A 12,710-nucleotide genomic window follows, 5' to 3' on the forward strand; every position below is an offset into this window, starting at 1 on the left:
TTTTCAGCCCCGCAAGTGCCGCTTGATGCGCGCGAGCATGGCCGACATTCCGCGCAGACGGAGCGGGCTCACAGCTTCTGCGAGACCGAGCGCCGAATAGAAGTCGTCGGGTACACCGAGGATCTCGTCCGCGCTGTGACCGTCGAGCCCCTGCGCGAGGATCGATGCGAAACCACGCGTCGTGGGAGCCTCGGGGGGCGCGCTGAAGTACAGACGGACGTTGTCGCGATCCGAATCGTCGACCGAGAGGAACAGCGGCGACTGACATTCGGGGACCGGCTCCATCGCGCTCTGCTCGAGCTCCGCCGGCAACGGCGGTAGCTCTCGGCTGAACTCGAGAAGAAGGGTGAGCTTGTCCGAGGCGCCGACGGCTGCGAAGTCGTCGACGATCTCGGCCAGAGCCGAAGGAAGAGTGCTCATGACGCCGATACGGAGGAAGGAACTGCGCCGGGCTCTTCGCCCTGGACGATCGGGACGCGCACTGCATTGCCCCACTCGGTCCAGGAACCGTCGTAGTTACGAACATTCGGGTAGCCGAGAAGATGGGTCAACACGAACCAGGTGTGGCTGGAACGCTCACCGATGCGGCAGTACGCGACGATGTTGTCGTCGGCCGACAGACCGCCGTAGATCTCGCCGAGTTCGGTGCGGGTGCGGAAGCGGCTGTCCGGTGCCGCCGCCTTCGCCCACGGGATGCTGAGAGCGCTGGGAATGTGTCCACCGCGCAACGCACCCTCTTCGGGGTAGTCGGGCATGTGGGTGCGCTCGCCGGTGTACTCCTGCGGAGATCGCACGTCGATGAGCGGCCCGTCGCCCAAGTGCGCGAGTACGTCGTCCTTGAATGCGCGGATGGGAGCGTCGTTGCGCTTGACGACCGGGTAATCCGTTGACGTGATGTCGGGAACGTCGAATGCGGTGTCACGGTTCTCGGCGATCCACGCATCGCGGCCGCCGTCGAGAAGACGGACGTCCTCGTGGCCGAAGAGAGTGAAGACCCACAGTGCGTAGGCGGCCCACCAGTTGCTCTTGTCGCCGTAGATGACGACGGTGTCGTCGCGGCTGATGCCCTTGCGGTTCATCAACTCTGCGAACTTCGCACCGTCGATGTAATCGCGGGTGACCGGATCGTTGAGGTCGAGATGCCAGTCGATCTTCACTGCGCCGGGAATGTGGCCGACGTCGTACAACAACACGTCTTCATCGGATTCGACGACCTTGAGGCCCGGCGTACCGAGATTCGCCGAGAGCCATTCCGTCGAGACCAACCGGTCGGGATGCGCGAACTCGGCAAACGCGGTTGAGGGATCGGGGGCAACGGGCACGGGCGTACTCCTGAAGACGAATCGTTCGGTTCGAACACGGACTTGATCGATTCTATGCGCTGCGCGCAAGGGGAGACGCCCGGAAGCAGGTTCTGCCTGCTCGTACCCGTTGCCGACACTAAATCCTCGGTGTTCCTGCCCCGACGCTCGAATCTCTCAATTGTTCGGTGACACTTCCGATCGGCGTCACGCCCCGGGCGCAGACTTCCCTCAGAATCCGGTCGAGATCGGTGAGGAAATTCACCATGGTTTCGTTTGCCGTGTCGGTGTCCGGGAAGCGCGAACGCAGCGAGAGACCACGGTTCGTTCGCGAAATCCAGAACTGGGCATCGTCGGCGACAGTCACATTGCTGATGTGATGAGCGTTGAGGAGATCATGATCGTCGGTGCCGGGTAGTTTGCGGTAATCGATGTACGACACCATGAAGACGTCAGTGCGCGTGCGTCGAATCTTGTCGCCCAAAGCATCTCGAACCTGGGCCATGGTGACGCCCTCGAGCGTCAACGCAACTCGGAACGACGCGTGCGTATGTGCAAGGGATGCACCGAAATCCGCATCGGGAGTGATCTGGACCGTGATCGGCGCGCTCGTGGTGAGCCAGCCGATGGCGTCGGCCCAGCGTGGATCTTTGCGGATGTGCAGCGGGAATTGCAGTGGAAGCGTCGCCTGTCCGGTGAACGAGTGGACGGAAAGTCCCATCGCAGTGAGGATTCCGGTGAACACGCTGCCGCCGGCGGATAGGCAGATCTCGTCGAACGTCGCGGTCAGTTCCTCGTCGAGCAGCACGCGCACATCGGCGCCCTGAGGCGCGGGCTTTCCTGCCTCGACGCCGAGATCCAAGGGGAAACTCGGCGATGTGCCACCACAAATCTCGTAGAACCTTGCCCACTCTCGGATTCGAGGGTCGTTGTCGACGGGAAGCAGAGCGTCGGCCTCCAGTTCGCAGTACCGCACGAAACTTCCCGGGTCACCCAGTCGGCTCATCACTGCGTCGACGGCCTCGTGGTCGGTCAGTTCGGGTATGGCGATCAGTCCCTCGTAGATCTGTCGCAGTTCCCCGAGAGCGATGACCAACGAGTAGCCGTCGACGAGGGTGTGATCGAAGGCGCTCAGGACCGTGTAGTGCTCTTCGCGTTCGACCGTGGCAAACGTGTAGGCGGGGAAGGTCAGTGGATCGCATACCGTCGTGAATCGCTTCTTGAGGTGCGCTCGGAGGTCTTCGGTCGAATCGAACTTCACAGGTTCCGAAGTCTCGATGTGTGTGCCGCCGGGATCGAGTCCCATTCGGGTGGTGGTGAACTCGCCCACCTCGAATCCTGTGTGCAGAGTGTCATGGCGACTGATGAACAGGCGCAGCGCGAGATCGAGTGCGGGCCGATTCAGTTCTCCGGGAAGGTCGAATGCGGCTGCCATCCACACACTCCGGCCCATGCCGTGTGTTCGCGCAGTCTCGAGATGGAAATGTTGGTTGTACGACGGTGGTACTTCCGACTCGGTGACGGCGCCGTCCGCGGGCTGGAGCGACCATTCGGTGACGATTCCGGGCTCGAGTCCGTATCGATCGATCGAGGTGACGTGCATCAGGATGCTCCCTCTGGTGCCGAGAACGAGTAGTCGCCCTGAGCTGCAACAGTTTTGATGATCTTGGAGACGTGCTCGGCGAAGCGGGTGGCCGATTCGTGGGCAATGGGGGTGTCAGGGTGGGACACGGCGATCCAGGTGCCGGTGTGCATCCGGTTGATCCACATCGACGCGATCTGCGTCTCTTTGCCGCCGACGATTCCCGTTGCCTTCGTCTCGGCGTAACTGTATGGATCCGGCATGCGGCGGCCGTCGATGTACGAGACGATCGGCGGTGGGGTGAGCGTCTTCGACAATCCGCCGGGTGCGGAATCCGACTCGGCCAAGCTCGACAGAACCAGATCGATGACTTGCTGCACAGAGACATCGAGGAGTGCCTTGCCGTCGTGGTACCCCTGCTGCCCGAGCTTTGCCAACTCGGTGAAGCGTCGCTTGTCGTCGACGTCGATGCCGACCGGGATCAGGTTGATGTACCAGCCCTGTGCAAACGAGTCGGCCTCGGTTCGTGTGCTGACCGGCGAGAGGGCGATGTACTTGTCGCGTCCGGCCAGTTCGAATTCCGCAATCGCGAGGGCGGTGAATATTCCACCGATGAAGTTGGCGCCGTTGGCTTTACAGACCGCACCGAACCTTTCGCACTCATTGTCGTCGGCCAGGTCGAAGCGTGAACCGATAGCCTGTTTGGGCGCGTCTTCCGCCCCGAGCGGGAGCGGAAATCCGGGGAACGAGCCGCCGCTGCGCATGAGGTAACCGAGCCACTGGTGCACTTCGGGGGACTGCATAGTCAGTTCGGTTGTTCGCTCGCGTTCGACGCGACCGAACTGTGCGTAACTTCCCGCGGGGCCTAGTTCGGGATGTGACCCGGTCGTTTCCGCGGCGTAGAGCTGACGCAATTCCGCGTACATCAGCACCATCGAGTTCATGTCCGAATGGGCGTGGTCGACTGCGTGGAACAGGGTGAAGCTCGGATCGGCTTCGAGGTCGGCATGGTGGTGCTCGACGGCGCCGAACACGAAGGCCGGCCACTGAAGGGCACTGGTTTCCGTTGCGAACTTGGTTGCGACGAGTGCGCGGATCGCCTCGGATTCGGAGACGTCGTCGCCGACGCGGTACTCGAGTTCGATGCTCTCGACCGGCACCACGTGTCGACGGACCTCGAACGCGGTGTCCGCAGCGTCGGTGGTTGCTTCGTCGAAGGAGAACCAGCTGTGCAGCGTGTCGTGGCGACGGACGTAGCGCTGCAGGGCTCGCGTCATGGCGTCGCGGTCGAGTGTTCCTGCGAAATCGAAGGCGATACCGATCCACGGAGACTGCGGATCGCCTTTCTCTGCGGTGACGCGGGCGCGTCGCAGGTGGCGATCCTGCATCGTGGTCGGGGGTAGTTCTCGGTCGATCTCGGCTTCGGCGGCTCGTTGAGCGGAAGCATGCGTGACGCCCCATTCGATTACCCGTCCAGGAAGCGGGTGCCAATGGGTGATCAAGTTCAGATCCATCGAGTAGAACTCCTGCGTGTGTCGTCGAGAAGCCTGCTCTGAAAATGGGCAGACGACGAACTATCCCATCTGGGGGACTGAATTGTCCGAAATACTACAATCTAAACAAGAACAGGTTCTAGAAGCGTCCTGTTCGATTAGGATCATTCGGTGCTTCCGGACCCTTTAGGTGACGCTGTCGGCGCCGACCACAAGGGCGGACGGCGAGCTGGTTCTCTGACGCCCTGGCTCGGGTTGGCGACGAGTCTGGCGGCGGCGTTCATGCAGTTGCTCGACGCGACGATCGTCAACGTCGCGCTTCCGAGTATCGCCGTCGATCTTCAAGCAGGCGTATCGGCGCAGTTGCTCATGGTCAGCGTGTACATCCTGGCTTTTGCGTGTTCGTTGATCACCGCGGCCAGGTTGGGGGACCTGTTCGGTCGTAGGGTTGTTTTTCTGACCGCCCTGTTCGTATTCGTCGCGGCCTCGTTGCTGTGCGGACTCGCTCAGAGCGCGACGATGTTGATCGTCTTCCGGGGTTTGCAAGGGTTGGCGGCCGGTTCGATGTCCGCCCAGACGTTTGCCATCATCTCGGGTCTGTTTCCGAAGGCCAGGCATCCGCGAGTGTTCGGGATCTACGGTGCGACCATCGGGCTCGCAACGGTCAGTGGGCCTCTGATCGGCGGGCTGCTGATCGAGTGGAATCTCTTCGACTGGGGCTGGCGCCTGATCTTCTTCGTCAACATTCCGATCGGCATCGCCGCCTTGATTCTCGGGTATTTCCATCTCGTCGATGCTCGCGCTGAGCATGTGCGCTCACTGGACCTCATCGGCGCCGCACTGTCATCGCTGGCGCTGTTCCTGCTGATCCTTCCCCTGGCCGAGGGAAGGGCGCGTGGATGGCCCACAGGTCTTGTTGTCATGCTCGCGATGTCGGTGCCGGTGGCATTGGCGTTTGTGCTCTACGAATCGCGTCTGGCGAAACGAGGCGGCGATCCGGTCCTTCGTCTGGAGCTTTTCCGCGACCGAGCCTTCGCGATCGGCGCGGTTCTTGCGTTCGTATTCTTCGGAACCCTGACTTCGTTGATCTTCACCATCAGTCTCACGCTTCAGTTCGGGTTCGGGTTTTCCGCATTGCGAGCGGGCGTGATGACGCTCCCGTGGGCCGTCGGCATGGGCGTGGCTGCGGTTCTCTCATCCGCGGTGTACCGGGTGCTTGGAAACCGCGTCCTGATCTTGGGGATGGTCGTCTTTGCCGGCTCTCTGATCGCGTTGTCGGTCATCCTCGAACACGAAGGAACTGATCCACGCTGGCTCGCGCTCGCCGGTCCTCTCCTCCTCGGGGGCGCAGGGCTCGGACTGTTCGTGGCGCCACTGCAGACCGCGATCCTCGCGACGGTCGAACCCGCGCACGCGGGTTCGGTGTCGGGACTGCTACCGACCGTTCAGCAGGTTGGCAGCTCGATCGGACTGGCCTTGATCGGAGTGGTGTTCTTCTCGCTGGTCGCGGGGCAAGCTCCGCAAGCAGTGCAGGGGGAGCGGCCCGAGTACGTTGCGAATCTTGAAGCTGCCGGCGTGAATCCCGGCCTGGTCGACATCGCCGAAAAGGCATTTGTCGATTGCGCGACAAGTCAATTGGCATCCGGAACACCGATGGAGGTGGCGCCGGAATGTCGCCGCGAAGGAACTGCCGGCGCCGGGGGCCAATCCGTTCAAGTGGCAGTTGATGCCGCGTACGCATCTACTCGCGCGGCGGCTGGCGAAGCGTTTCTCGAAGCCCAACGCCGCGTGCTCGCGATCATCGCAGCAATTGCGCTCGGCATCGGATTGGCCTCGACTGCCCTGCCGCGGGTCAATTCCCCAGTCTGAAAAAAATACCCTTGACTCGAACGGGTGTTCGAGTATTCTCCTGAGTAGGGGATCGGGGGATTCAATGAGCGTGCTGTTGTCGGATGTGGTGTCCGGTTCTGCAGTGGGGTTGCGCGGACGACTGTGGCGGTTGACGGCTTCTGAGTTGCGTGCGGCTGCGGTGTCGGCGAGCGCGGAGATTCTTCGTCTCGAGGCTGTGCGGGTGGCGGTGGTGGACGAGTTGTCGTTGCGGCCGGATGATCAGGTGATCGCCAGCCGCGGGGTGGGTTGCTGGTTGGCGGCGAACACGATGCTGCAGGTTCGGGACGGGAAGAAGATCGCCGCCCTGGGTGCGGCGCTGCGGCTGTTTCCGGCGGTGGCTGCCCGGTTCGATGTCGGGGACTGCTCCTTCGATCATGCCGTGTTGATCGTGGCGTTCTGCGAGTCACCACCGAAGGGCATGCCGGAGGAGGCGCTCCCTCGCTGTATCGATTTGTTGTTGGCTGCTGCCTCGGGGGTGGAGGCCACGACCACGAAGGTACGGAACGTGATCGCGACCTTGGAGCGAGTGTTCGAATCCGATGAGATTCCGCCCGCCGAAGATACCGATCGGAACGAGCTCCGGATCGCGTCGACGTTGAACGGTCGGGTGGTGGTGCGCGGAGATTTCGATGCCCTCACCGGGGAAATGTTGTTGTCGGCGTTGTCGAATCTGACGATGCCCACCCCGGCACCCGATGGAACCCCCGATGCTCGGTCTGCGGCGAAACGGACGGCGGACGGGTTCACGGAACTGATCCGCCGCTATCTGGACTGCGCGAAGACCGGTGTCGATGGTGGTCAGCGTCCGCACGTGAACGTGCACATCAACGCCCGTGATCTTGCGGAGCACCGGGACTGCGCCGCCGCACCCTCGCCCGATGGTGGTGGAGTGGCTGTGTCGGATCTCGATGTCGGTCACATGCCCTGGCTGGGGCCACTGTCGGTATCGCAGACCAGGCTTCTCGGGTGCGATTGTTTCCTCTCGACTGTTCTGCTCGACGATCACGGGGCGCCACTCGATGCGAAACCCGGGAAACGGTTGGTCTCTGCGGAGCAGCGAGTGGCGTTGATTGCGAGGGACAAAGGCTGCTCCTTCCCCGGCTGCACTTGTGTACCGGCGTGGACCGACGCGCACCACATCCGGCACTGGGCGAACGGCGGCCCGACGGTGATGAACAACCTTGTCCTGCTGTGCCGTTCACATCACCGGTTGATGCACCGAAAATCCGGGTTCGTCGGGAAATGGGTGATCCGCATCGGGGTCGACAACAAACCGTGGTTCATCCCGCCGCCCTCGATCGACCCGCGGCAGCACCCGCGACCGGCGAACACCACATTCAAAACCTGAGGGGTCAAACCTCTTCGGCGACAACAAAAACGACCAGCTTCGCATCGGCATGAACCCGATGCGAGGCTGGTCAGTGGTGCTTGAAAAAAACTTGCTTGGAGAAACCGTGCTTGGAGAAATCGTGTCAGAAGATGCTCTGCGTGCGCCAGAGATCCGAGACGGAAACCCCGACACGCTCGAGAAGTGTTCGTACCAAAGGTAATCCGATACCGATGACGCTCGATGGATCACCCTCGATTCTCTCCACGAACCAGCCGCCGAGACTGTCGAGCGTGAATGCTCCGGCGACTTGGAGCGGTTCGCCCGTTGCCAGGTACGCCTCGAGATCTTCGGTGGACGGTTGCGCGAAATGAACCACTGTTGCGCTGTGATCCGAGGCCATGCGAACGATGCGGCCGTCGGCGACGCGCAGGACACAGTGCCCGGTCAAGAGAGTGGCGCTGCGTCCGGCCATTGCGGCCCATCGCTTTCGGGCGATGTCTACGCTGCCCGGCTTGCCTTGAAGTTGCCCGTCGATCAGGAGCATCGAATCGCACCCGACAACGACTACGTCGGTGAGATTGTCGGCGGCAAGACCGGGAACGATCTCGGCGGCCTTGGCCTCCGCCAGCACCGTCACGACTTTTTCGGGAGCGGCGTCGGGGCCGAGGTTGTCGGCAATCTTGTCCTCGTCGACGCCGGAGACACGCACAAGCGGCGAAACCCCGGCCGCCCGCAGAACTGCGAGGCGAGCCGGGGACGCTGAAGCTAGAACCAGTTGAGTCACGTCAGCAAGTGATCGTCAGCTGCGACGGATCGCGGGGTTCAGGTACGCGTACGGCGAGAACGGCGCACGCGTGCGGTGGAACTGAGTCGGATCGCCCCAGGTCTCCGCGGGAACATTCGACTCGGGAGCCTGACCGCTGCCGGCAGCCGCGGCAAGCACGCTTACCAGTGCCGCGATCTCGACGTCGGTGGGCGAACCCTTGACGATCTTGATGACCGACGCGTCGGAGGTCGACGTCTCGGTCAGCTCCGTGAGCGAAGCGTCCGTCGCGCTTCCCTCGACGACCGCACCGTTGGTCGGTGCAGTCTCCGCCAGTGCGACATCTTCGCTGAGAATGTCCTCGGTGGTTGCGGTCATAGGGGAATGTTCCCATGCTTCTTGGGCGGAAGGGAAACGGCCTTGCGCTCGAGCAGTCGCAACGCGGAAACGATTTGTCCGCGGGTGTGCGACGGAGGAATGACAGCGTCGACGTATCCGCGCTCAGCGGCGACGTACGGGTTGACGAGGGTGTCCTCGTACTCGTTCTGCAGCTTGAGGCGCAGTGCATCGACGTCTTCGCCGTTCTTCGCGGCTTCGAGAAGCTGCTTGCGGTAGACGAATCCGACAGCTCCGGATGCACCCATGACGGCGATCTGAGCGGTCGGCCATGCCAGGTTCACGTCGGCGCCCATGTGCTTGGAGCCCATGACGTCGTACGCTCCGCCGTAAGCCTTGCGGGTGATGACCGTGATCTTGCCGACCGTTGCTTCGCCGTACGCGTAGAGGAGCTTCGCGCCGCGACGGATGATGCCGTTGTATTCCTGTTCGGTTCCGGGGAGGAAACCGGGAACGTCGACGAGGGTGATGATCGGGACGTTGAACGCGTCGCAGGTACGCACGAAGCGTGCGGCCTTCTCCGAGGCGTCGATGTCGAGGCAGCCCGCGAACTGGGTGGGCTGGTTGGCGACGATGCCGACCGAGCGGCCGTCGACGCGACCGAAACCGACGATGATGTTCATCGCGCGCTCGGCCTGGACCTCGAGGAACTCGTCGTCGTCGAGGATGCGACGGATGACCTCGTGCATGTCGTACGGCTGGTTGGCCGAATCCGGGATGAGGGTGTCGAGTTCGATGTCCTCAGCGGTCAGGCTGTCTTCGATCGAACCGACGATCGGGTCGGTGATCTCGCCGCGGGGAGCTGCTGCCTGGTTGTTGGACGGCAGGTAGCTGAGCAGGTCCTTGACGTAGTCGAGGGCATCCTGCTCGCCGGAAGCGACGTAGTGGGCGACTCCGGACTTGACCATGTGGGTGCGAGCACCACCGAGGTCTTCCATCGTGACGTCTTCGCCGGTGACTGTCTTGATGACGTCGGGGCCGGTGACGAACATCTGGGAAGTCTCGTCGACCATCACGACGAAGTCGGTCAGTGCGGGGGAGTAGACGTGGCCGCCGGCGGCGGGTCCCATGATCAGTGAGATCTGGGGGATGACACCCGAGGCCTGGACGTTGCGGTGGAAGATCTCGCCGTAGAGGCCGAGCGAGACGACGCCTTCCTGAATGCGCGCGCCTGCACCTTCGTTGATGCCGACGAGGGGGCGACCGGTGCGGATCGCGAGGTCCATGACCTTGACGATCTTCTCACCGTAGATTTCGCCGAGCGATCCGCCGAAAACGGTGGCGTCCTGTGAGAAGACACAGACGTCGCGGCCGTCGATGGTGCCGTAACCGGTGACGACGCCGTCGCCGACCGGGCGGTTGTCAGCGAGACCGAAGTTCACACTTCGGTGCCGTGCCAGTGCGTCGAGTTCGACGAAGGAGCCCTCGTCGAGGAGGGCGGTGATGCGCTCGCGGGCGGTCAGCTTGCCTTTGGCGTGCACCTTGTCGATGGCGGCTTCGCCGCTCGGTGCCTGCGCCTGGGCTTGGCGATTCCGCAGGTCCGCGAGCTTTCCCGCGGTCGTGTGGATATCGGGTGCGGCCGCCGCCTCCGGCGCGTTCGGCTCTTGGACAGTGGTCATGGACGTGAGCTTAACGAGAGTGCGTGGGGGGCTTCGAAGGCAGGTCCGATTGTCGCTGTCTTGCAGGCTCAAGCTACTGACCAGTACATTCTCGCTGTCGTCATAGGCTGGGGCTATGTGGACCGACTTGAACCGACCGCCCCTCGACGGCAATGCCCTACGACGCGCACTCGTGCGCAGTGACAACGACGACGCGCGCGTTTTCTGGAACCGCCTCGACGTTGTCGAGGAGACCGGTTCGACGAACGCGGATCTCCTTGCGCGAGCGGCAGATCCGGATGCCGACCGTCACGTTCTGATCGCCGAGTATCAGGCGAGTGCCCGCGGCCGTCATTCGCGCACTTGGGTGAGTCCGCCGCAAGCGCAGATCTCGATGTCGGTTCTGCTGTCGATGCCCGGAATGAATCTCACGGACATGGGTTGGCTCCCGCTACTGTCGGGGATCGCGGTCGTCGACGCGCTGCGGAACGTGGCCGAAGTGCCCGCAGAACTCAAGTGGCCGAACGACGTTCTCATCGGTGGCAAGAAGGTCGCCGGAATTCTGGCCGAGGTGGCAAGGACAGCGCCCGATCCCGCGGTGGTGGTGGGCATCGGGTTGAACGTGAGCCTGGGTGTCGAGGAGCTGCCCGTCCCGACCGCTACATCACTCCTCATCGAAGAAGCATCGACTGTCGACCGCGACACCCTCGTTCGAGCAATTGCCCGTGAGTTGGCGACGCAATTCCGTGCTTGGGAATCATCGAAATGGGATACATCTGTGTTGGCTGCCGAATACCGGCAGCGTTGCGGGACGCTGGGCAAACGAGTCCGCGCGGTCTTGCCGGGCGACAAGGAGGTGTTCGGTATCGCGACCGACGTCGACACTTCCGGCCGCGTTGTCATCGAAATCGAGGGAACAGATGGGGAGACCTTTGCGGTCGCTGCGGGTGATATCACGCACCTTCGGGCCGCCCCGGTAGCCGAATCGTGAGCCTTGCCGGATTTTCTGGCACCAAAGTGCTAATTTTTGGCCCTGGCCGGTTTTCGAACCAACCGTCCGTCCTTCATTTCATTTAACTGCGGGATTTACTGAGCTGCCTAGGGGCGTCATGACCACACCGATCGTTGTTCCGACCGAAGCCGAGACGGCCGAGAGCGCTCGCCGCGTACTCACCGGTGTGACGGTGCTGCTCGGTGTCCTCACATTGGGCCTGGGTATCGCCGTACTCGCATGGCCGGATGCCACCCTTTTCGTGGTCGCGGTGGTCATTGCGATTCAGTTGTTCGGATTCGGAATCGTCCAGATCATCCGTTCGTTCGCGGACGTGACGGCTTCGGGTGGAACTCGGACGCTTGTCGCAATCTCCGGCGCGTTGGCAGTGCTCCTCGGATTCCTGGTTCTCCGTAGCCCTTTGCAGACGGTGGTTCTGATCGCATTGGTGATCGGTGCCTGGTGGGTATTCCGTGGCGTTCTCGATCTGGTCGACGCGGCGTCCGGGCACACCGTCGATCGCGGTCTGTCGATCGTGCTCGGAGTCATCAGCATCGTCGCGGGTGCAATCGTCCTTCTGCAGCCCGAACTCTCGCTCGACGTCTTCCGCATCGTGGTCGGCGTGTGGATGGTGCTGTACGGCATCATCATCGTCGTGACCCCGTTGGTGCTGCGAAAGATCGCTCAGCCCTGAGCGTTGCCCTGAACGTGGGTGTGCCTGAAAGTCGGTGTGCCTGAAAGTCGGTGCGGGATGGCAGACTTCCCGTCATGGGATATCCCGAAGACGCCCTCGCTCAGGACGAGGAACTGATACTGCATCGCCATCCTCATTGGAAGATGTTGGTGCTTCCGGCGCTGACGTTCGTGCTTGCGACGGCCGTCGCCGGGTTCTTGTTGGGCCTCGCACAGACGAGATTGGACGGCACGGCTCGCACCGTGTCGTCCATCGCCATCGGAATCATCTGGCTCGGTGTCGTGGCCTGGCGATCGGTTGCACCGTTCACGGTCTGGAAGTTCACGCATTTCATCGTCACCGATCGGCGGGTGCTCATCCGCCACGGAGTGCTCACGCATACCGGTATCGACATCCCCATGGGGCGGATCAGCAATGTTCAGTTCCGCCACGGCTTGATCGATCGAATGCTCAAGACCGGAACTCTGGTCATCGCCTCTGCCAGTGACGATCCGCTCGAGTTCGACGACATTCCTGACGTCGAGCACGTTCACGCCCTGCTGTATCACCAGGTTTTCGATTCCATGCAGCAGCCACCATCGCAGCCACCGCAGCGGCCGGCGGGTGAAAACGACGACCCGAACGATCGAAATGGCTGGTAATCAACGTGCAAAGGCGTGTTGTCCGTAGTCT

12 protein-coding genes are annotated in these 12,710 nt (G+C 62.4%); 5 read left to right on the forward strand and 7 right to left on the reverse strand.

The window, feature by feature from the left end:
- Nucleotides 1-3 precede the first annotated feature (3 nt).
- The 4 genes from RA302_RS10515 to RA302_RS10530 form a co-directional block, all read right to left on the reverse strand.
- Entirely contained in the window at nt 4-420 is a 417-nt protein-coding gene (locus RA302_RS10515) for a SufE family protein (RefSeq protein ID WP_019747745.1), read from the reverse strand.
- Nucleotides 417-1,322, reverse strand: coding sequence for a sulfurtransferase (locus RA302_RS10520; RefSeq protein ID WP_019747746.1), 906 nt, complete (start codon nt 1,320-1,322; stop codon nt 417-419). The genes RA302_RS10515 and RA302_RS10520 overlap by 4 nt, the downstream gene beginning before the upstream one ends.
- Nucleotides 1,323-1,440: 118 nt before the next feature.
- Nucleotides 1,441-2,904, reverse strand: a complete 1,464-nt coding sequence (locus RA302_RS10525) for a condensation domain-containing protein (RefSeq protein WP_092763712.1) — start codon at nt 2,902-2,904, stop codon at nt 1,441-1,443.
- Nucleotides 2,904-4,397, reverse strand: a complete 1,494-nt coding sequence (locus RA302_RS10530) for a condensation domain-containing protein (protein ID WP_338480544.1) — start codon at nt 4,395-4,397, stop codon at nt 2,904-2,906. The genes RA302_RS10525 and RA302_RS10530 overlap by 1 nt, the downstream gene beginning before the upstream one ends.
- A gap of 150 nt (nt 4,398-4,547) precedes the next feature.
- Here RA302_RS10530 and RA302_RS10535 point away from each other — a divergent pair, with 150 nt between their 5' ends.
- A complete protein-coding gene (locus RA302_RS10535; protein WP_338480546.1) occupies nt 4,548-6,245 on the forward strand; it encodes an MFS transporter in 1,698 nt (565 codons plus the stop codon).
- Nucleotides 6,246-6,309: 64 nt separating this feature from the next.
- The gene (locus RA302_RS10540) at nt 6,310-7,614 is read left to right on the forward strand and encodes a DUF222 domain-containing protein (RefSeq protein WP_338480548.1); all 1,305 of its coding nucleotides are present in this window, start codon (nt 6,310-6,312) and stop codon (nt 7,612-7,614) included.
- Between the two features lie 124 nt (nt 7,615-7,738).
- Here the strand turns inward: RA302_RS10540 and RA302_RS10545 are convergent, their stop codons facing one another.
- From RA302_RS10545 to RA302_RS10555, 3 genes are read right to left on the reverse strand one after another with little or no spacing between them, the layout of a single operon-like run.
- Nucleotides 7,739-8,380, reverse strand: coding sequence for a nucleoside triphosphate pyrophosphatase (locus tag RA302_RS10545; protein WP_007731146.1), 642 nt, complete (start codon nt 8,378-8,380; stop codon nt 7,739-7,741).
- A gap of 15 nt (nt 8,381-8,395) precedes the next feature.
- Complete coding sequence (locus RA302_RS10550) at nt 8,396-8,737, reverse strand: acyl-CoA carboxylase subunit epsilon (protein ID WP_019747751.1); 342 nt, start codon at nt 8,735-8,737, stop codon at nt 8,396-8,398.
- Complete coding sequence (locus tag RA302_RS10555) at nt 8,734-10,374, reverse strand: acyl-CoA carboxylase subunit beta (RefSeq protein WP_003940853.1); 1,641 nt, start codon at nt 10,372-10,374, stop codon at nt 8,734-8,736. Before RA302_RS10555 ends, RA302_RS10550 begins: the two co-directional genes overlap by 4 nt.
- Nucleotides 10,375-10,489: 115 nt before the next feature.
- On the opposite strand from RA302_RS10555, the gene RA302_RS10560 reads away from it, so the two are divergent.
- The 3 genes from RA302_RS10560 to RA302_RS10570 all read left to right on the forward strand — a co-directional run bounded on the left by RA302_RS10560 (nt 10,490) and on the right by RA302_RS10570 (nt 12,679).
- Nucleotides 10,490-11,344 (forward strand): biotin--[acetyl-CoA-carboxylase] ligase, encoded by an 855-nt coding sequence (locus tag RA302_RS10560; RefSeq protein WP_338480554.1) that lies wholly within the window; start codon nt 10,490-10,492, stop codon nt 11,342-11,344.
- Nucleotides 11,345-11,462: 118 nt separating this feature from the next.
- Complete coding sequence (locus RA302_RS10565; RefSeq protein WP_003941007.1) at nt 11,463-12,038, forward strand: DUF308 domain-containing protein; 576 nt, start codon at nt 11,463-11,465, stop codon at nt 12,036-12,038.
- Between the two features lie 74 nt (nt 12,039-12,112).
- On the forward strand, nt 12,113-12,679 hold the full coding sequence (locus RA302_RS10570; protein ID WP_021343702.1) for a PH domain-containing protein: 567 nt from the start codon (nt 12,113-12,115) through the stop codon (nt 12,677-12,679).
- Nucleotides 12,680-12,710 lie beyond the last annotated feature (31 nt).

Origin of the sequence: Rhodococcus sp. DN22 (assembly GCF_036669995.1) — a bacterium.
Classification (GTDB): Bacteria; Actinomycetota; Actinomycetes; order Mycobacteriales; family Mycobacteriaceae; genus Rhodococcus_F; species Rhodococcus_F erythropolis.

Excerpts from the sequence above, each read along its gene's own strand:
- RA302_RS10515 (WP_019747745.1), bottom strand. The coding sequence starts at position 420 with ATGAGCACTCTTCCTTCGGCTCTGGCCGAGATCGTCGACGACTTCGCA.
- RA302_RS10525 (WP_092763712.1), bottom strand. The coding sequence starts at position 2,904 with ATGCACGTCACCTCGATCGATCGATACGGACTCGAGCCCGGAATCGTC.
- RA302_RS10530 (WP_338480544.1), bottom strand. The coding sequence starts at position 4,397 with ATGGATCTGAACTTGATCACCCATTGGCACCCGCTTCCTGGACGGGTA.
- RA302_RS10540 (WP_338480548.1), top strand. The coding sequence starts at position 6,310 with ATGAGCGTGCTGTTGTCGGATGTGGTGTCCGGTTCTGCAGTGGGGTTG.
- RA302_RS10550 (WP_019747751.1), bottom strand. The coding sequence starts at position 8,737 with ATGACCGCAACCACCGAGGACATTCTCAGCGAAGATGTCGCACTGGCG.
- RA302_RS10555 (WP_003940853.1), bottom strand. The coding sequence starts at position 10,374 with ATGACCACTGTCCAAGAGCCGAACGCGCCGGAGGCGGCGGCCGCACCC.
- RA302_RS10560 (WP_338480554.1), top strand. The coding sequence starts at position 10,490 with ATGTGGACCGACTTGAACCGACCGCCCCTCGACGGCAATGCCCTACGA.
- RA302_RS10565 (WP_003941007.1), top strand. The coding sequence starts at position 11,463 with ATGACCACACCGATCGTTGTTCCGACCGAAGCCGAGACGGCCGAGAGC.
- RA302_RS10570 (WP_021343702.1), top strand. The coding sequence starts at position 12,113 with ATGGGATATCCCGAAGACGCCCTCGCTCAGGACGAGGAACTGATACTG.